The sequence below is a fragment of the Cupriavidus sp. KB_39 genome, from assembly GCF_052114485.1.
Classification (GTDB): domain Bacteria; phylum Pseudomonadota; class Gammaproteobacteria; order Burkholderiales; family Burkholderiaceae; genus Cupriavidus.
This window is the reverse complement of record NZ_JBFREV010000022.1, coordinates 53,911-72,772: the sequence shown is the minus strand read 5'-3', so window position 1 is coordinate 72,772 and position 18,862 is coordinate 53,911. Positions and strand designations below refer to the sequence as shown.

Genomic DNA, 18,862 nt, shown 5'->3' with positions numbered 1-18,862 from the left:
GATGCTGCCGATCGCCTTTGTCCCCACACTTCCCGCGCGCAGGGCGCTGCGGATTATTACCAGCCAAACATAACCATGGCGCACTTATGTCCCGTGAAGCTACATCACGACAGAGGGGAGCGATGCCTGTGCCACCCTCTCGTAGCACGTTGAATCCACAGAGAATTCGGACAAGTCAGCGAACGCATACATCGCCTCGGGTGTGGAAACGGTTGCAGGAGCGATACGGGGGGCGAACCGTGCATCGGGATCTCGATGCCGACGCGGTATCCGATGCTGCACCGGCACCCCCCACAACGCCTGAGAAGTCTGTTGCACGGGGCGTGAATTCCATGGGGTGGTGAGATGTCGGCTTTCGGCGTCGTCCGGCAGATGTGTTGCGGGCTCCTCGACCGGAGGGTCGCAACACAATGTGGGCGGTGGARAGCCGGGGGCACACGTGGAGCGAAATGGGCCTTGTGGACTACAGCAAAGGGATGACGAATGTCGAGCTGCCCTCACCCGGGAGCGCTGAGATCCCTCTTACGACTTAGCCCCCGGGAGTACCGACCGGGAGGGGGCATTGGTTACAAGAATGAACATCGTGCAGATCAGAGTTACCTATTTCCTGAAGTGGTCGCATCACCCGTGGCCCCGGGTGCAAGCCGCTTATCACCTGAGCGGCTAACGACATGACGAATCGGCAGTTCCGGCGCCACGCGTATCGACCTACGATGGTCGGTCTGCTTCATGCGCCCAAGCCCATCTTTTTCCGTTCCCGATCGTCATGCACTTTCCCGCTCTACCTGCGCCCCTGCGCGCCGCGCTTGCGGTACTCGCCGTGCTCCACGCCGCCACCGTGACCGCATCTGCACAACAGCCCTTCCCGTCGAAGCCGATCAACTACGTGGTGCCCTATACACCCGGAGGCACCAATGACAACGTCGCACGGATCATTGCCAGGCGGCTGGCCGAGAAGGCTGGACAACCGGTGGTGATCGAATACAAGGCCGGCGCAGGCGGCACGCTCGGGGCCGGCTTCGTGGCGGCGTCTCCGGCGGACGGATACACACTGCTCAATACGTCGATCGGCAACCTGGCCATCGCTCCGCAGTTAATGACCGTAAAGTTCGACCCGTTTTACGACCTCGTGCCCGTTGCCTATATCGGCAACTCGCTGGCGACGGTGGCTATCAACCCAGCGCTGCCGATCCGAACACTGCCGGAGTTGATTGCCTACGCGCGCGCGAATCCCGGCAAGCTCACGTTCGCCAGTTCGGGCAATGGCACCCCGGGGCACCTGGCTGGCGAACTGCTCAAGCGGCTCGCCAACATCGATATCCGGCACGTGCCCTACAAGGGCAGTGCGCCGGCCGTGGCCGATGTGGTGGCGGGCCACGTGGACCTGGTTTTCGATCCGCTCAGCACGCAGTTCATCAAGCAGGGTAAGCTGCGCGCGCTCGCCTACTTCGGTGGTGCGCGTTCGCCAGACCTGCCCAACGTGCCCAGCATCCGCGATGCGGGTATCAAGGGCTGGGAAGACTCGCTGGCCGGTGCATTCTTCATCACCGCGCCGCGCAACGTGYCGCCCGAGGTGCTGGCCAGGCTGCGTCAGTGGATCGGCGAGATCCTGGCAGAGCCCGACACCGTTGCCGCGCTGGGCCGCGTCCAGGTGGATGTGCAGACGCTGACGGCGGAGCAGACGTCGCAGCGCATCCGCCAGGTACACGAGATTGCCGCGCGTGTGGTCAAGGACAGCACAGTGCAGGGAAACTGAGCAGAGACAATCATGAAACTTGGATTGTTCCTGCTCGCGGCCGGGCATCATGCGGCCGGTTGGCGATACCCAGGCGCCGAGTCTGGTACCGAGAACATCGACCTGGTCGTGCGTATGACACAGGCGGCCGAGCGCGCGAAGTTCGACATGGTGTTCTTCGGCGACCGGCTGCTGACTTCCGCCGACGCCCATCCTTCGATGATCACGCGCCCCGATCCGCTGGCCATGCTCGCTGCGCTGTCGATGGTGACCACACATGTCGGKCTGGCTGCCACCGCGTCGACGACATACAGCGAACCGTTCAACCTGGCGCGAACGCTGGCGACCATAGACAAGTTGTCGCGCGGCCGCGCCGCGTGGAACATCGTGACCACATTCGCGGACGGCTCGGTGAACTTCAGCCGCAGCCGTCACCCCGATCACGCCGAACGCTATGCCATTGCCGAAGAGTTCGTCTCGGTGATAAAGGGGCTTTGGCGCTCGTGGGATCCGGACCCGTACGTTCAGGACAAGGCTGGTGGCATCTATATCGACGTGGACAAGATGCACCCGCTGAACCACGAAGGCCGTCACTTCTCGGTCGCCGGCCCACTCAACGTCACGAACAGTGAACAGGGACAGCCCGTGCTGATCCAGGCAGGTTCGTCGGGCCCGGGCCAGGCATTGGCCGCGCGTCATGCGGAAGTTGTTTTCACCGCGCAACAGGACCTCGAATCGGCGACCGAGTTTGCAAACGGCCTGCGCCGGCAGGTGGCTGAAGCGGGACGCGATCCGCGTCATTGCCTGATCATGCCCGGCCTGATGCCGATCATCGGCGCGACCGAGGCAGAGGCACACGACAAGCTCGCGCAACTGCAGTCCTTCACCGACCAGTCGAATGCGTTGGCCATCCTGGCCGAGCAACTCGCCGTCGACGTGTCTGGCTTCGCGCTCGACGCGCCGCTGCCGCCATTGCCCGCGCAGGTCGTCGTGCATAGCCGCAGCGCGTTGCTCATCAGGCTGGCGCGTGACCGCGGGCTAACGCTGCGCCAGCTCTATCATCTGGTGGCCAGTGCGCGCGGCCACCAGATCGTGGTTGGCACCGCCGCACAGGTGGCCGACCACATGATCGAATGGGTGCGTGCCGGCGCCGCCGATGGCTTCAACATCATGCCCGCCTATTTCCCCGGTGGATTTGAAGACTTCACGCGCGAGGTGGTGCCGATCCTGCAAGCTCGCGGAGCGTTCCGACGCGACTATGAGGGCCGCACGTTGCGGGACCATCTTCAATTGCCACTTCCGCAGGGTCGTTGACGCCACGTTGAGCGTGCAAGTCGGGCGCGCATATCCAAGTACGAAAAGATTTGTTCGTATTGGATGCATCCCTCCATAAGCTGATTGGTCCGCGACATTGCTTGACTGCATGCCGACATCGTGTCGGCATGCGTGTCCGGACTCATACTGGCTTTCATCATGCTGCGCCGCAGACTGCTCGACACATTGAAATCCGCACTGGTGGCCTTTGCCTGCTCCGCCTGCGCAACCGCCGCCATCGCCGCCATCGCCGACACGCCGGCCGACAGCTTTCCGGCCAGGACCGTCCGCATCATCGTACCGGTGTCGGCTGGCGGCAGCGCCGACAAGCTGGCCCGTACATTGGCGCAGAAGCTCAGCGAGCGGTGGCACCAGAGCGTGGTGGTCGAAAACGTGTCCGGCGCCAGCGGCACAATTGGCGCGGCCCAGGTGGCCCGCGCCACGCCGGACGGCTACACGTTGCTGCTGGGCGGCGAAGGCGTAACGCTAAATGCTTCGCTGTTCAAGCGGCTGCCCTACGACACGCGGCACGCATTCCGTGGCGTGACCAAGGCTGTCGTCAGCCCGCAGATCCTGGTCGTCCGTCCCGACCTGGGCGTGAGAACCTTCGGCGAGTACCTGGCGCTGACGCGGCGCAAGCCCGGCGAACTCGCGCTGGGATTGCCCGGCAATGGTGGGATCGCCCACGTCGCGCATGAAATGCTGTCGCGCCAGCTCGGCATCGAGGTCAACTACATCCCATACCCCGGCGGCGGCCCTGCCACGCTTGATCTGCTCGGTGGCCATATCGACGCCACACTGATCACGCTGGCCGCCGTCACCGACTACGTGCGCAACGGACGCCTGACCGCGCTCGCCGTCACCACGCCCTACCGTTCGAAGGCGCTCCCGCAAGTGCCCACGATGGCCGAATCCGGTGCACCGGGCTTCGCGGTGGAAAGCTGGCAGGGCCTGCTCGCCCCGGCCGGCACGCCAACCGAGGTTGTCGAGCGCATCAACCGCGATGCCACGGCCGTGCTGACCCAGCCGTCCACCAGGCAGCAGCTTGAAGAGGCCGGCTTTGTTGTGGTGGCCTCTTCGGCGCGGGCGCTCGACGACACGCTATCGAAGGATTTGCCCCGATACGCGGCGGTCATCGTRTCTGCCGGGATCACGCTGAACTAGCTGCTGCGCACCGCCGCCGCACCCCTTCATGGGAATCTCCCTTGCTGTGCAGCGATGCCTTTTCCAGGCGCCGGCTGACCAGCTTCCACTACCCAAGCCTCATGACAACCGACCACACCCTGCGCGCCATCGCCGCACTCGCGTTCACCCTCCTCGCCACSCAGCCGGCGCACGCTGATGCCACGCTCGACAAGATCAAGCAACGCGGCAAAGTTGCCATCGGCGTGCTGGTCAACGGGGGCCCTTTCGGATCGATCGATCCTGCGACCCAGCAACTGATCGGCTGGAATCCCGAACTTGCCCGCGACCTCGCCCGGCGGCTAGGCGTGGAAGCTGAACTCGTACAGGTCAATCCGTCGAACCGCGTGCAGTTCCTGCAGGCAGGCAAGGTAGACCTGCTGATCGCCTCGATGGAGTACAACGCCGATCGCGGTGAGCTGCTGTCCTATGCGCCCACGCCGTTCTATCGCGTGGGCGGCACCGCCGCGGCGCTCAAGACCAGCGGCATCCATCAATGGGATGACCTTCGCGGCAAGACCGTCTGCGCATCGCAGGGCAGCAGCTTCGTGAAGCCGCTGCAGGAGCAATACGGCGCCCAGGTACGCGGTTTCAAAACCGCATCCGAATCGCTGCTGGCCTTGCGTGGCGGCCAATGCGTGGCGGCGGTCCATGACGCCACGCTGATCCATCCGCTGCTGCGTACCAATGCCGAGTGGGCCGGCTACGCAGCGCCGATTCCGACCGAGATCCTGCCCGCGCCATCGGTGGTCTGGGCGCGCAAGGGGGAGGCGGATACCGTCGCCGCAGTAGACAAGGTCGTGCAGGAATGGCACCGCACGGGCTGGCTGATCGGCACGGAGAAGCGGCTTGGCATTACGCCGCCGCAGCCACTGCTGCCCGAGTTGCAAGCCAGGTACAAGGGTTGAGGGGGCGCCCGATGGACAAGCGTCTCGTATCGAGCGCCCTGCTCCTGGCTGGGGTCGCGCTGGCGCATACCGCATGGGCTGACGCCACGCTCGACAGGATTCGGCAGCGCGGCAAGCTGTCGGTGGGCATCGATGGCGCCAGCCCGCCATTCGGCCTCCTCGACACTGCGACCGGCAAGACCGGCGGCTACCAGACGGAACTGGCGGCAGACCTGGCCCGGCGCCTTGGCGTGCAACTTGAGACCGTACCGGTAACCGCATCCACGCGCGTGCAGTTCCTGCAGGCCGGCAAGGTCGACCTGCTCGTGGCCAACATCCAGTGGACGCAGGAACGCAGCGAGATTCTGAGCTTCGCGCCCACGCCCTACGACCTGGTCGGCGGCGGCGCGATGGTGTCCAGGCAAAGCGGCATCAAACGCTGGGAGGATCTGCGCGGGAAAGTGGCCTGCGTATCTCAGGGCAGCAACTTCGCGAAGCCGCTGGCCGAACAGTACGGCGCCATCGTCAAGGGCCTGCGCGGCATTCCGGAATCCCTGCTGGCGCTCAAGGGGGGCACGTGCGCGGCGTCAGTGCATATCCAGCCAGCGCTGTACCAGACGCTGACCGGCCCCAACAAGGCCGAGTGGACCGCCTTCGCGCTGGCCACCGAAGATCAGTTGATCCCTTCCCCAACCGTCGTGTGGACGCGGCGCGGCGAACAGGACACCGTGGCGTTTGTCGACACGGCCATCCGCGACTGGCATCGCACCGGCTTCCTGCTCAGCCAGGCCCGCAAGTTCGGCGTGCCGGACGGTGCCTATATCAGGGCCGCCCACGACCATGCCCGCCAGGGCAAGTTCGACGTGGCGCCGCAGGATTTCACGGTCTTCACGGAAAGCCGGAAACCATGACCACGCCGTCGATTCCGTCGTCCCAGCGTGCCCGTCGCGTCCGGCTGTCGCCGATTGCGGCCGCCGGGCCGCGCCATGTGCTGGAAGCGGCATTGCGGCGCATCGCGCAGGCCGTGGGCACGCTGCGCCCCGCGCCAGCGGAGGCGCGCCCATGATTGACGCCTGGATCGKCTCCGTCATCGCCGCCCTCAAACCGTTGGGCCTGAACTATGCGTTCGTGCTGGACACCACGGAGCGCACCGCGTTTCTCCACGGATTGGTCGTCACGCTGCAACTCTGCGCACTGACGATTCCGTGCAGCCTGGTAGCTGGCGCGGTCCTGGCCGCGCTACTCACGTCCGGCAAGGCGGCCCTGGCCACGCCAGCGCGTGCGTTCGTCGAACTGACGCGTAACACGCCCACGCTGGTACAGCTCTATTGCGGCTTCCTCGTGCTGAACATGCTGATTACCCAGCATCTGCACAACTTGGGCAGCAGCAATCCGCTGACGCCGTTCTTCTGGGTCGTCGCCGTCGTCTCGCTGCACAAGGCCGTGTTTCACGCCGAGGCGCTCCGCGCCGGCATCGAAGCCGTGCCGGGGGCCACACTGGAAGCCGCGCGCTCGCTGGGGTTCTCCCGCCGGCAACTGCTGCTGCAGGTCGAATTGCCGCTGGCCGTCCGATTCGCGCTGCCCGCGCTGGTCAACAACCTCGTCGACCTGGTCAAGATGACTGCCGTCGCGTCGGCCATCGCCGTCGGCGACGTCACGTACGAGTCCATCATGATCTGGACCCAGCGCGACAATGTGCTGGAGCTGCTGCTGTTGATCCTGGCATGCTTCGGATTGCTGACCTGGCTGGTCAGCCGAACAGGACGCTGGCTGGAACTACGCTTGAGGATGCCCGGCTATGGCCAGTAATCCGCTCGCCCTGCGCTGGCGCGTGGCGCCCAACCCCGTCAGGAGCGCCCTCCTCAGCCCCKGGGCGCTCGCCGCCGTGTGCGTGCTGGCCGTGGTCGGATTCTGGACCGCSACCGGTAGCACCCCGGCTGTATTCCGCAATCTCTGGACCTGGTCACCCGCGCTGCTGCGCGGCATGGGGGCCAATATCGAGATCAGCATCCTTGCGATGGCGCTCGGCACACTGGCCGGCCTGGTCATCGGGGCGCTGTCCCTGTCCACCTATCCTTGGGTACGCCACATGGCGCGTCTGTGGGTACAGGCGTTCCGCAACGCGCCCATCCTGGTGCTCGTGTACTTCACCACCTACGTGTTCCCGTTCGAGCTTCACATCGCCCATTGGACCGTGCCGTTCCCGGACTGGATCAAGGTCGTGCTGGGTCTCGCACTCCCCGCCAGTGCCAATGTGGCCGAGATTTTCCGCGGCGCGATCCAGTCGATTCCAAGTGCTCAGTGGGAGGCCGCCCAGTCGCTGGCGTTCCGTCGCAGCCAGATTTTCCGGCTCATCGTACTGCCGCAGTGCCTGCGACGCATGCTACCGCCGTGGATGAACCTGTACGCGAGCATCACCATGAGCACGTCGTTGGCCTCCCTGGTTGGCGTGCACGACGTGGTCGATACCGCCCAAGTGGCCAGCAATACCGTGGCCCGCACCGATTTCACGGTGCTGGTCTACTTCACGCTGCTGGGCCTTTTCTTTGCTTACTGCTATCCGATCGCGCGCGCCACGCGTGCGCTGGAGCGTCGTCATGACCGCCACTGATTCCTTCCTGCGCAGCCGGCAGTCGCCAGCGCCCGCCGCACCACTTGTCGCGCTGCACGATGTCCACCTGACCTTCGGCGACAACAGCGTGCTCAAGGGTATCGACGTCGAGGTACGACGCGGCGAGGCCGTGACCATCATCGGGCCGTCCGGTTCGGGAAAGAGCACGATCCTGCGCTGCATCACTGGCCTGCTGCGGCCGCAGCAGGGGCAGATTCGCGTTGGCGATACCGYGGTGGAGACCCTGTGCACCGAAGACGAGCTGATTGCGCTGCGCAAGCGCGTGGGCTTTGTCTTCCAGCAGTACAACCTGTTTCCGCACCTGACCGTGCTGGAGAATCTGGTGATCGCGCCCACTCGCGTGAATGGCCGCACCCGCCGCGAGGCCGAGCAGGAAGCCCATGCGCTGCTGGGCAAGGTGCGGCTGTCGGACAAGGCACACGCCTATCCGGGCGAGCTGTCGGGCGGTCAGCAGCAACGGGTGGCGATTGCCCGGGCGCTAGCCATGCGCCCGGAGCTGATGCTCTTCGACGAGGTGACGTCTGCGCTCGATCCCGAAACCGTTGGCGAAGTGCTGACCGTTATCCGTGAACTGGTGGAAGACGGCATGACCTGCGTGCTGGTGACGCACGAAATGCGYTTCGCGGCCGAAATCAGCGACCACATCTATTTCACCGAGGCTGGTCGCATCGTCGAGCACGGTCCGCCCGAGCAGATCTTCGGCGCTCCCCGCCACGAACGCACGCGCGCATTCCTGCGCCGGGCGCTGGGCGCCATCCCGCGCCTGCCCGCCGGATTCAATGCCGCGTTCGCCCCGGCATCCGCAACCATCCAAGGCTGACAAGGACGATCGATGAGCCAGAATTCCGCAGACGGCATCCACACGCGGCTACTGCATGCCGGCGCACCGCGCCTGCGCAACGGCGTCGGCCCCGTCAACGTCCCTGTGGTGCGTACCAGCACGGTGCGCTTCGAGGATATCGAGACGCTGGCCGACCGTCAGCACCGCCGCTCACACGGCGAGCGCATTGCCACCTACGGTCGCCACGGACTCGACACGCATGAGGCGCTGGAAGACGCGCTGTGCACGCTCGAAGGCGGGCATCGTGCATTCCTCACGCCGTCCGGATTGTCGGCGATTACGCTGGTGCTGCTGGCGCTGCTCGGTCCGGGCGATCATGCGCTGGTTTCCGACACGGTCTACGCACCACTGCGYCGGGTTGACCAGACACTGCTGCAGCGGCTGGGCGTGCAGATTCAGTACTTCTCGCCCGCACACGACAACCTTGATGCATTGATCCGCACCAATACGCGGCTCGTGTACGTGGAGTCGCCGGGTTCCTTGCTGTTCGATGTCCTGGATCTGCCTGCCCTGACCGCCATTGCCCGCRCGAGGGGCGTTCCCGTGGCCATCGACAACACGTGGAGCGGCGGCTGGTTCCTGCAGCCGCTGCGGCTGGGGGCCAATATCTCGATCCAGGCTGCAACCAAGTACATCGCTGGCCATTCCGACGTGATGCAAGGGGCAGTCGTGGTCGACGGCCAGGCAGTGGCGGACCGCATCGCCAACGCGCACGAAGCGCTGGGCCTGACGATTGGTGCCGATGACGCCTACCTGGCATTGCGCGGACTGCGCACGCTGCCCGTACGGCTCGCGCAGCACCAGCGTAACGCCACCGAGGTAGCGCAATGGCTACAGCGGCAGCCGCAGGTCGCCCGGACCTTCTATCCTGCGCTGCCCGAAGACCCCGGCCACGCGCTCTGGAGGCGCGATTTCACCGGCGCCAGTGGGCTGGTGTCGTTCGCTCTGCTGGGGACAGACCATGCCGCCGCCGGCCGTCTGGTCAATGCCTTCCGGCTGTTTTCGATCGGCGCTTCGTGGGGCGGCTACGAGAGCCTGGCACTGGTGGCGCCGGCCGAACGGCTCAACGCATCCCGAACTTGGCAGGAACATGGCAACAACGCCCCGGTCATCCGTCTGCATGTCGGCCTGGAAGATCCGCGCGACCTGATCGCGGATCTTCAGCAAGCTTTCCAACGCACCATCGCCTGAGGAAAGCATGCGCGACATCGACCCATTCGCCCGAGACACGCGGCGGCGGCCAAGGCGGCTCTGCCAGGTGTATGCGCACGCCGTCTGGCGTGGCAGTTCGATTCAACTCGCCGTCTCGGCCGCCGCGATCAGGCGGATGCCGATGTCGCCCTCGCGCCCCAGTTGTTCCACGAGATTGACCTCCCAGTCGAGATACGCCTGGAAGCCGGCATTCCGTTGCGCGACATCGGAATGCTGATACGGGCTGAACCAGTAGTCGTCGTCGCCGGTCAGCACCCGCTCGCCACCCGTTCCCACGGGTAGCCCTGCAGCCACCCACGCCTGCGTACCGCCGCTTAGGTAGCGGGTATCACGGCCAGTACGCGCCACCAGTTCCGCGGCTACCGCGCGCGCGAGCACACCATCCGACGAAGTGATCAGGATGACGTGATCTGCCGGAATGTCGGCAATCAGCGCTTCCAGCCGGTCTGGCACAGCGAAATACGCGCCCTCTGCATGGCGCTTCTCGTAGGCGGATCGTCGCTCCACATCGAACAACCTTGCCGTGCCGGACGCCAGCCGTTGCGACGCCTGCTGCGCCGACACCGGCGCGGCAGGCGGTTGCGATATCAGCACGCGCACCGGCTCCGGGCCGGTCACGAGACCCGCATGGGCCTGAGGAGCGTAGACGAAGACCTCGTAGCCGCCTAGCTGCGCCAGCCACGCGGCCGTYGTCAGCGCRCGCACGCCGTCGAAGTCCGCCAGAACAATGCGCGCACGGCGCGTGGCCAGGTACTCGTCGGTCGCCTGCACCAGTTGCCCGCCTGGGGCCCAGCGCCAGCCGGGCAGATGGCCCCCCTCATACTCGCTGCGCGTTCGCACATCGAATCGGTACAGCGTACGCGTCTGCGACACTGCCTCCAGTCGTTCCAGGCCGGCGGCGTCGATCCTCTGTACACCCGCGCGCGCGGCCACATGCTCGGCGCGAGCACGGGCGCCATCGAGCGTTGTGGCGGATGGCTCCGGCAGCGGCGTCACGCGCCCCTTCGCCAGCATCCGGCCAGACAGCAACCAGGCCATCGTACCGTCCTTGAGCGACGCCACCGGGTTGGGAATGCCCGCATCGATCAGCGTTTGCGCGCCCACAATGCTGCGCGTGCGGCCCGCGCAATTGACCACCACAAGCGTGTCGGGGTTCGGCGCAAGTTCGCCAATTCGGTAGACCAGCTCCGCACCAGGCAGGCTATGCGCGAACGGGAGGCTGAAATCGGCAAACTCCTCGGTGGTGCGGCTGTCGACCACGACGATGTCGTCGCCTTCTTCGATACGGCTGTGCAGCTCGTCGACGTCGATCCAGGGCGTATGCTTCTCGTGCTCGATGACCTCGCCGAACGCCTTGCTGGGAACGTTGCTGCCCGTGAACAGCTCATTCCCGGTCGCAGCCCAGGCGGCGACGCCACCTTCGAGCACGGACACATTGCCCCAGCCCAGGCGTACCAGCTTTGCGGCCGCCTGGTGTGCGAGCGCGTCGGCATTGCCGCCGCCGTCGAGCAGTACGATGCGCGTGTCGCGTCTTGGCACCAGGCGATCGATCAGCAGTTCCAGGCGCCACAATGGTGCGGACGCCGCCAGCAGCGGATGGCCCTTCGTATGGACGCCAGTTTCGCGAACATCGAGCAGCGCGATCTCCTGCCCATCGGCCAGCGCCTCCTTCAGCGCTGCGGCCCCGATCACGGGCGCGGCCAGCCGGCGCGGCGGGCCAAAGTGGCGGTACGTGCCGCCGGCCTTGCTTTCGAACACCACGCGGCCTGCCAGACGATCCAGCGCCAGCCCGTAGAAGTGCAAATGCAGCCCTTTCTCCTCACCGATCAGTTCGATTGTGTGTACGTCGTCCGGCAGCAACGTCACGGAGGTGCCAACCACGACATCGAATTCGTCGATCTCGTGCAGTGTGTCGCGCGCCGGGTCATCGGTCCCCTCACGCGCGTAGAAGTTGTTCCGTTCGCGGCCACTGATGCCGGCAATGATCGCCCATGTGGTGTGATCGTGCGGCGGTTGCGCCTTGCCTGGCAGCCCGGCTGACACATACAGCGCGAACCTGCCGTCGATATCCTCGGCCAGGCGGTAGACCTGTGCCGGGTTGCTGGCGGACACCGGAAAATGCTCACCTGGAAACAGTTCGCGTTCCTGGCCGAGTGCCTCCAACGCCCGCGCAACCGGTTCGAGCCCAGCCTTGTCGGTCACAGCAGTGCTTCCGAGCAGGCGGCGCGCTTCGGCGATGAATCCGGCTACGGCCCGGTGACGGCGGCTGGCGATGTCGGTTCCTGCTGCAGCAGGGAAAGATGTCTGAGATGCGGTCATGTCGAAGGGCCAAAGGGTCGGATGGGGACAAGCTACCGACTCTAGGGCCTGCCGCGTGCGCAAGGAACGAACAAACACGCACAAGGTTATGCGTGATTGGCAATAGGCCGCGGCGTGATGAGCATCGGCCAGAAGACCCATGTGGCCCGTGCCACGATGTCAGCCTGAGCATCCCACAAGCCTGAACTGCCCAGTCATAGCAGCCCCTTCATATGCTTCTGTAAATCTGTTCGTTTGCTTCCCCACAGCCCGGCCCTAAGCTACGCCCATGTATTGCAAGGCGGACATGAATGCCGCCAGACGACCGCCAAGGAGCAACGAACAATGAGCGTGCAGGCTGGAATTGCAGAGGAGACGCAGGACGCCAGCCTGGGCCTGGCCGCCTACGCGGCACTGCGCCGCGACATCCTGTCCTGCAAGCTGGTGCCAGGCACGCTGGTCACCGAAGGCGAGCTGATGACGAGCTACGGCTTCGGCAAGAACAGTTGTCGCATTGCGCTCACGCGGCTAGCCCACGACCGCCTGATCTTTGCCCGGCCACGTCGCGGCTACCAGGTGGCGCCCATCACGCTCAAGGATGTGGAGGAAGTCTTCGCCCTACGTGTACAGCTGGAACCGATGGCGGCCCGGCTCGCCATCGGCCGCGTCGATACGGGGCTGCTGCATGGGCTCGAGGCGGCTTGCCGCGATGAGTACGCGATTCCGGCACCACGCCGCATCGACAAGTTCATGGACGCGAACAAGCAATTCCACCTTGCCATCGTCCAGGCTACTGGCAACGAGCGGCTGACGCGCACGCTGTCGTCGCTGATGGACGAGATGTCGCGGCTCGTCGCGCTCGGCTTCAATGTCCAGCGCGTGCGTCCGGAGATCCGCCATGACCACAGTTCGCTGATCAAGGCGTTCGAGGATCACGACGAGAAGGCCGCCGAAACGATWGCGCGCCGTCACATCGAGGCATTCCGCACTCAGACCATGGAAAAGGTCTACGCCAGCTTGTCGCAGGCCGGCACATCCCTGCCCCTGCGTGTTGTGGGAAATTTCGCATGAATCCGCCCATTCTGTCTGCGCTGGGGATCGTTAAGCGCTTTGGCGCCATCACGATTCTGGACCGTATCGACGTGGCCGTGCGCCGCGGGGAGGTACTTGCACTGGTGGGTCCGTCTGGCTGTGGCAAGAGCACGCTGCTGAACATCCTGTCTGGGCTTTTGACCCCAGACGCCGGCCAGCTCGCGGTGGACGGCGTGCCCGCGACGCAGGTTTCTGACTGGCGCCGTATCGGCTACATGTTCCAGGAAGATCGGCTGCTGCCGTGGCGCAGCGTGCGCGACAACGTCGCGTTCGGCCTCGAAGCCAGCAGCCTCTCGCGGGCCGGCCGTCGCCGTCGGGCAGACGAGATGCTCGAACTCGTCGGCCTGCACGCCCGGGGCGATGCCTGGCCGCACGAGCTGTCGGGTGGCATGCGCAGCCGCGTAGCGCTGGCCCGCAGCCTGGCCGTGCAGCCCGAAGTCCTGCTGATGGATGAGCCGTTCTCCAAGCTCGATCCTCAGACCCGCAGCCAAATGCATGAGGAACTGCTGCGCATCCAGGCGTGCAACCGCATGACCGTCGTCTTCGTCACGCACGATATGGAAGAAGCCGTGGTGCTGGCCGATCGCGTGATCCGGCTKGCAGCGCGGCCCGGCCGCGTAGCCGACGTGGTCAACCTGGAAGAACTGCTCCGGCCACGTGTCCCCACCGAGCCGGTCGTGGCAGAACAGGTGCGCGTACTGCGCGCCGCKGCATGAGGAAMGGCATCGTGACAGCGGCCGCTTCCCGTCATCTCGCCACGCTGGTGCTGCAACGCCTGCTACTGGTGGCCCTGCTGCTGGGGCTGTGGTGGTGGGGCGCTACGCGCGTGCCGTCGTTCGTGCTGCCGGGCCCGGAGAAAGTCGGCTTGGCCCTGATTTCGCTGTGGCACAGCGACACCTTCGCCGCCGACGTGGCCGCCACGTGCCGACGCGTACTGTCCGGTTTCGTGCTGGCCACCTTCGTTGGCAGCGGCCTGGGACTGACGCTGGGCGCAAGCCGCGTCCTGGCCCGCTTCTTTGAACCGGTACTGACGGTCTTCAACACCGTGTCGTCGGCCATCTGGGCCATCTTCGCCATCATCTGGTTCGGCATTTCCGATGCTACGACGGTTTTTGTCGTGTTCATGACGGCCATGCCACTGATCCTGACCAATGTCTGGGAAGGCACCAAGACCGTCGATCTCCAYTATGTCGACCTGGCACGCAGCTTCCGCATGTCTCGGCTCCAGGTGCTGCGCAAGATCTACGTGCCGACAATCCTGCCGCATTTCTTCGCCGGCGCGCGACTGGCGTTCGGGTTCGGCTGGCGCGTATCGCTTGTGGCCGAGACGATCGGGTCGTCCAGCGGCATCGGCTATCGGCTGCGGCAAGCCGCCGACCTCGTGCAGACGGACCAGGTATTCGCGTGGACCGTCCTGCTCGTCGGCCTGATGCTGCTGCTCGAAGGCGGCTTGCTGAAGCCCGCGGAACGCTGGTTGTTCCGCTGGAAGGCAGCGGCGCGGCAATCGTCTATCCCCTCCGTTTCCTTCCAAGCCTGAGACTTCATCGTGCGCAAACTACTGTCAGCGGCCGCCGCCGCGTTCTCCGCCTATTCCGCATTCATCGCGCTCTCCTACGCCGCGATCACCCCTGCCACGGCCAGTGCCGCCGAGCCGGCGCACACCGTCAAGATCGGCTATTGGACCAGCGGCGTCAGCCTCGGCTATGGGTCGGTTCTCGAAACCAAGGATTTCCTGGCCAAGCGTGGCGTGCGCGCCGAGTTCGTTCACTTTCCCGACGTCAACGCGCCGCTGCGGGCGCTGGCTTCCGGATCGATCGACCTTGCGTTCGGCGCACCCGTAGCCGGGGTGTTCGGTACCGCCGCATCGGGCGTGCCCATCCGCATCTTTGCCGCGACACAGCCCGCCGATGTGCAGTTCGTCGTGCCAAAGGATTCACCGATTCAGTCGATCCGTGAGCTAAAGGGAAAGAAGGTGGGCATGTCGCCCGCCGGCTCCTCGGTCGCGGTAATTGCCGGGGCCGTGCTCGCCGGGAACTATCAGATCAGGAGCGGCGACTTCGCGCTGGTCGGTGGCAACGAATCGCGCCTTGCGCAGTTCCTGGTCCAGAAGCAGGTGGATGCGGCGGCGCTGCGCTCGGTCACCGTGGAGCAACTCGGCGACGAACTGCCGGTACGCAAGCTGGGCACGTTCGCCACCGAATGGAAGACGCTGACACAGTCCGATGCCGTGCCCTACATCGGCGTGGGCGCTGCGCGCGCCGATCTGGTCGACAACCATCCGGAAGTGGTGGCACGCGTGATTGCTGCCTTGCGCGACACGCTGGCCTGGGGCAACGCAAATCGCGACGAAGTCGTTCAGATCCTGCAGAGGAAGGCCAACCTTCCGGCGGACGATGCCAAGGTCTATGTCAGCCACTGGAACGATATGAACCGCGTGACCTTCGAGCCCGCGGACATCGCCACGCTGCGCCGCCAGCACGCCGTGTTCGTCGAATCCGGCCTCGTCAAGGGCGAACTGAAGGACGATCTGTTTGCCCTCAAGCCCTATGCGCAGGCCAAGGCGCTCAAGTAAGCCCGCCTGACTGATTCCACCTTTTCCATTCCGCCTTCCCATCCCCCAAAGGAATCCATCGTGACTCAATCCATGCAAGCGCTGGTGCTCGACGCACACGGCACCGTCGAAGAACGGCTGCGCGTCGTCGCCGACAAATCCGTACCCAAGGCCGACGAAGGCCACGTCGTGATCAGCGTAGGGGCGTCGTCCTTCAACTATCACGACGTCTTCACCGTCCACGGCATGCCCGGCATCAAGGTGCCGTTTCCTGTTGTGATCGGCCTGGATCTTGCCGGCACGATCACCGAACTGGGCGCCGGCGTGACCGGGTGGAAAGTCGGCGACCGCGTACTGGTGAACCCGCTCAAGCCTGGCGTGGGCCTGATGGGCGAGATGACCGATGGCGGCATGGCACAGTTCGCGCGCGTGGATGCACGTCAGTTGATCGCCCTCCCGGACAACGTCACGTTCGCGCAGGCCGCCGCACTGCCGGTGGCCTACGGCACGGCACATCGGATGCTTGTTACCCACCAGACCGTCAAGGCCGGCGACAAGGTGCTGGTACTAGGCGCCAGCGGAGGCGTGGGAACGGCCACGGTACTGCTGGCAAAGATGCTGGGCGCTGAAGTCATCGCTGCGGCGGGATCCGACGACAAGGGTGCGCGACTCAAGGCACTGGGCGCTGACCACATCATCAACTATCGCGAGGTCGATTTCGGCAAGTGGGTCATCGAGCGCTACGGCAAGCCGCAGCGGCGTACCTTCGATGGCGGTGTCGACGTCATCGTCAATTTCACCGGAGGCGATACGTGGCTGCCCTCGATCAAGAGCCTCAAGCGCGGCGGCACGCTGCTCGTCTGCGGGGCCACAGCCGGCCATGACCCGAAGGAAGACCTGCGCTACGTCTGGAGCTTCGAGCTGAACATCAAGGGGTCGAACAGCTTCTACGACGACAACCTCAAGGCCCTGCTGGCACTGGTTGCCGACGGCAAGCTCGATCCGGTGATCGACAGCGTGCTCCCGCTGGACCAGGCCGCCAAAGGGCTGGCACTGATCCGCGACCGCGCCGTGCTGGGCAAGGTCGTGGTGACGCCKTAAGGCATCGACGCAAGCCGCTTTCGCACACGCCTCCCTACCGACATCGATACGAGAACATGACACAGACCACCACCCTCCCCTCCGCCGCAGAGGTACAGGCACGATTGCTCCGCGGCCCTTATCACCAATGGCTCGGCCTGCAGGTCGAATCCGTCTCCGAAGGCGAGATCACGTTGACCGCGAAGTTCCGCGACGAATGGATCGTCAACCCTGACGGCGGCTACATTCATGGCGGCATCCTGGCCGCGCTGGTCGACCTTGGCGCTGACTGGGCGCTGGTTTCGCACACCGGCAAGGGGGTGCCGACGGTGGACCTGCGCGTGGACTACCATCGCCCGGCGCGCGGCGATCTGAAGGTCGTGGGCACGGTCATCAAGACCGGGCGCCTGGTGAGCGCAGCCGAGGCCAATGTCTACGACGCCGAAGGCCGTCTGGTGGCCAGCGGCCGGGGCGTTTACGCCACGCCTGCGCAGGCTTGACGCATCATGGCAGCTGAAGCGCACGCGGCACAGGGCCGCAATCTCGGGAGCGTGATTGCCCGCGACGCCGATCCCGCCACGCTGGCCATCGTCGGCGTCGGCGCGAACGGGGAGGCAACCCAACATACGTAYGGCGCCATCGATGCCGCCGCGGACGCCATTGCGCGCGGCCTGCTCCGGCGGGGCCTGGTGCAGGGCGACCGCGTCGCGCTGCTTGGCGTGAATTCAGTCGACTACGTCGTGTCACTACTCGGCATCATGCGCGCCGGRTTGATCGCGGTGCCGGTGAATTTCAAGCTGCCACAGGCACTGGTCGACTATATCGTCGACGACAGTGGCGCAAAGCTTGTGCTGTGCGACAAGGCGAAACACGCGCAGGTGCCCGCCGGCGCGCCCGTCATCGCGTTCGGCTCATCCGAATACGCGGCCCTGAGTGCGCCGAGCGGCGATACATCGCCTTTCACGCCGTACGCGCCCGCCGATGAAGACCTGGCGCTGCTGCTCTATACCTCCGGCTCCACGGGGCGGCCCAAGGGTGTGCGCCTGAGCCACGCCAGCCACCTCTGGGTGGTGCGGGCACGCCAGGCCAGCACACCGCTGACCAACGAGCGCGTGCTGATTGCCGCGCCGCTGTACCACATGAATGCGCTGGCGCTGATCCTGCTGGCGTTGGCCTGCCACGCGCCATTGGTGCTGCTGGASCAGTTCCAGGCCGCTGCCTATATCGATGCGATCGGACGCCACCAATGCACCTGGCTGACCGCTGTGCCGCCGATGATCGCGATGATGCTGCGCGAGCATGAATTGCTGGCCCGCACCGATCTGAGCAGCGTGCGGGCAGTACGCATGGGATCTGCGCCGGTCAGTCCCGCGCTGAAGGCACAGATTCATCAGTTGCTGCCCAATGCGCGCGTCATCAACGCCTATGGCACCACCGAGGGCGGCCCCGTGGTCTTCGGCCCACATCCCGATGGGCTGCCTACGCCAGCGCAATCAGTCGGCTATCCGCATCCCGCCGTGGCGATGCGGCTCATCGACGAGCGGGGTCAGGCGGCCGATGAAGGCGTGCTGGAGTTGCGTAGCCCCGGGCTGATGCTTGGCTACCACCAGCGTGCGGAATTGCGGCCCTTCACCGATGACGGCTATTACATCACCGGCGACGTGTTCCGCCGCGATGCCGATGGCTTCTACACCTTCGTGGGCCGGCGCGACGACATGTTCGTCAGCGGCGGCGAGAACCTTTACCCAGGCGAGATCGAGAAGGCGCTGGAGAGGCACGAAGCTGTGCAGCAGGCCAGCGTAGTCCCGGTTCCCGATGAGATCAAGGGCACCAAGCCGGTGGCATTCGTGGTGCTGCGTCCAGGCATCGCGCCGCCCACCGAGCACGCGCTGCGCCAATGGTCGCTGACACAGCTGGCCGCCTATCAGCACCCGCGGCAGATCTGGTATGTCGATGCGCTGCCGCTGGCCGCCACGCAGAAGATCGACCGGCGCGCACTGGCCGACGAAGCCGTGCGCCTACTGGTTCCATAACACCC

The 18,862-nt window shown here is 65.4% G+C and carries 18 protein-coding genes; 17 read left to right on the top strand and 1 reads right to left on the bottom strand.

All coding sequences use genetic code 11. The features are described 5' to 3' along the window. The first annotated feature begins 766 nt into the window (after positions 1-766). The 10 genes from AB4Z27_RS17585 (at position 767) to metC (ending at position 9,782) form a co-directional block, all read left to right on the top strand. Positions 767-1,756, top strand: coding sequence for a Bug family tripartite tricarboxylate transporter substrate binding protein (locus AB4Z27_RS17585; protein ID WP_441644912.1), 990 nt, complete (start codon positions 767-769; stop codon positions 1,754-1,756). A 12-nt stretch (positions 1,757-1,768) separates the two neighbouring features. After that, entirely contained in the window at positions 1,769-3,049 is a 1,281-nt protein-coding gene (locus AB4Z27_RS17580) for an LLM class flavin-dependent oxidoreductase (protein ID WP_441591237.1), read from the top strand. 159 nt (positions 3,050-3,208) lie between these two features. After that, on the top strand, positions 3,209-4,213 hold the full coding sequence (locus tag AB4Z27_RS17575) for a tripartite tricarboxylate transporter substrate binding protein (RefSeq protein WP_441644911.1): 1,005 nt from the start codon (positions 3,209-3,211) through the stop codon (positions 4,211-4,213). A 101-nt stretch (positions 4,214-4,314) separates the two neighbouring features. Further along, on the top strand, positions 4,315-5,139 hold the full coding sequence (locus AB4Z27_RS17570) for a transporter substrate-binding domain-containing protein (protein ID WP_092294008.1): 825 nt from the start codon (positions 4,315-4,317) through the stop codon (positions 5,137-5,139). Positions 5,140-5,150: 11 nt separating this feature from the next. Beyond that, the gene (locus AB4Z27_RS17565; RefSeq protein ID WP_092294010.1) at positions 5,151-6,029 is read left to right on the top strand and encodes a transporter substrate-binding domain-containing protein; all 879 of its coding nucleotides are present in this window, start codon (positions 5,151-5,153) and stop codon (positions 6,027-6,029) included. After that, positions 6,026-6,184 carry a hypothetical protein gene (locus AB4Z27_RS17560; RefSeq protein ID WP_177219901.1) on the top strand — a complete coding sequence of 53 codons (159 nt, stop codon included), beginning with the start codon at positions 6,026-6,028 and terminating at the stop codon, positions 6,182-6,184. The genes AB4Z27_RS17565 and AB4Z27_RS17560 overlap by 4 nt, the downstream gene beginning before the upstream one ends. Then, positions 6,181-6,927 carry an amino acid ABC transporter permease gene (locus AB4Z27_RS17555; RefSeq protein WP_441644910.1) on the top strand — a complete coding sequence of 249 codons (747 nt, stop codon included), beginning with the start codon at positions 6,181-6,183 and terminating at the stop codon, positions 6,925-6,927. Before AB4Z27_RS17560 ends, AB4Z27_RS17555 begins: the two co-directional genes overlap by 4 nt. Further along, positions 6,917-7,729 carry an amino acid ABC transporter permease gene (locus AB4Z27_RS17550; RefSeq protein WP_441644909.1) on the top strand — a complete coding sequence of 271 codons (813 nt, stop codon included), beginning with the start codon at positions 6,917-6,919 and terminating at the stop codon, positions 7,727-7,729. The genes AB4Z27_RS17555 and AB4Z27_RS17550 overlap by 11 nt, the downstream gene beginning before the upstream one ends. Next, positions 7,716-8,570, top strand: a complete 855-nt coding sequence (locus AB4Z27_RS17545) for an amino acid ABC transporter ATP-binding protein (RefSeq protein WP_441644908.1) — start codon at positions 7,716-7,718, stop codon at positions 8,568-8,570. Before AB4Z27_RS17550 ends, AB4Z27_RS17545 begins: the two co-directional genes overlap by 14 nt. A gap of 12 nt (positions 8,571-8,582) precedes the next feature. Further along, complete coding sequence (gene metC, locus AB4Z27_RS17540) at positions 8,583-9,782, top strand: cystathionine beta-lyase (protein ID WP_441644907.1); 1,200 nt, start codon at positions 8,583-8,585, stop codon at positions 9,780-9,782. Positions 9,783-9,884: 102 nt separating this feature from the next. Here the strand turns inward: metC and AB4Z27_RS17535 are convergent, their stop codons facing one another. Beyond that, on the bottom strand, positions 9,885-12,122 hold the full coding sequence (locus AB4Z27_RS17535) for a rhodanese-like domain-containing protein (RefSeq protein WP_092294020.1): 2,238 nt from the start codon (positions 12,120-12,122) through the stop codon (positions 9,885-9,887). Positions 12,123-12,446: 324 nt separating this feature from the next. Here AB4Z27_RS17535 and AB4Z27_RS17530 point away from each other — a divergent pair, with 324 nt between their 5' ends. The 7 genes from AB4Z27_RS17530 to AB4Z27_RS17500 all read left to right on the top strand — a co-directional run bounded on the left by AB4Z27_RS17530 (position 12,447) and on the right by AB4Z27_RS17500 (position 18,857). Next, the gene (locus tag AB4Z27_RS17530; RefSeq protein ID WP_092294021.1) at positions 12,447-13,172 is read left to right on the top strand and encodes a GntR family transcriptional regulator; all 726 of its coding nucleotides are present in this window, start codon (positions 12,447-12,449) and stop codon (positions 13,170-13,172) included. Next, positions 13,169-13,909: an ABC transporter ATP-binding protein gene (locus AB4Z27_RS17525; protein WP_092294023.1), complete on the top strand. Its 741-nt coding sequence runs from the start codon at positions 13,169-13,171 to the stop codon at positions 13,907-13,909. Before AB4Z27_RS17530 ends, AB4Z27_RS17525 begins: the two co-directional genes overlap by 4 nt. An 11-nt stretch (positions 13,910-13,920) precedes the next feature. After that, complete coding sequence (locus AB4Z27_RS17520; RefSeq protein WP_255370787.1) at positions 13,921-14,730, top strand: ABC transporter permease; 810 nt, start codon at positions 13,921-13,923, stop codon at positions 14,728-14,730. A 9-nt stretch (positions 14,731-14,739) separates the two neighbouring features. Next, the gene (locus tag AB4Z27_RS17515; RefSeq protein WP_092294027.1) at positions 14,740-15,765 is read left to right on the top strand and encodes an ABC transporter substrate-binding protein; all 1,026 of its coding nucleotides are present in this window, start codon (positions 14,740-14,742) and stop codon (positions 15,763-15,765) included. Between the two features lie 72 nt (positions 15,766-15,837). After that, positions 15,838-16,845 (top strand): zinc-binding dehydrogenase, encoded by a 1,008-nt coding sequence (locus AB4Z27_RS17510; protein WP_177219907.1) that lies wholly within the window; start codon positions 15,838-15,840, stop codon positions 16,843-16,845. Between the two features lie 56 nt (positions 16,846-16,901). Continuing rightward, complete coding sequence (locus AB4Z27_RS17505) at positions 16,902-17,324, top strand: PaaI family thioesterase (protein WP_092294031.1); 423 nt, start codon at positions 16,902-16,904, stop codon at positions 17,322-17,324. Positions 17,325-17,330: 6 nt separating this feature from the next. Beyond that, positions 17,331-18,857, top strand: coding sequence for a class I adenylate-forming enzyme family protein (locus AB4Z27_RS17500; RefSeq protein ID WP_441644906.1), 1,527 nt, complete (start codon positions 17,331-17,333; stop codon positions 18,855-18,857). Positions 18,858-18,862 lie beyond the last annotated feature (5 nt).

Excerpts from the sequence above, each read along its gene's own strand:
- AB4Z27_RS17565 (WP_092294010.1), top strand. The coding sequence starts at position 5,151 with ATGGACAAGCGTCTCGTATCGAGCGCCCTGCTCCTGGCTGGGGTCGCG.
- AB4Z27_RS17505 (WP_092294031.1), top strand. The coding sequence starts at position 16,902 with ATGACACAGACCACCACCCTCCCCTCCGCCGCAGAGGTACAGGCACGA.
- AB4Z27_RS17560 (WP_177219901.1), top strand. The coding sequence starts at position 6,026 with ATGACCACGCCGTCGATTCCGTCGTCCCAGCGTGCCCGTCGCGTCCGG.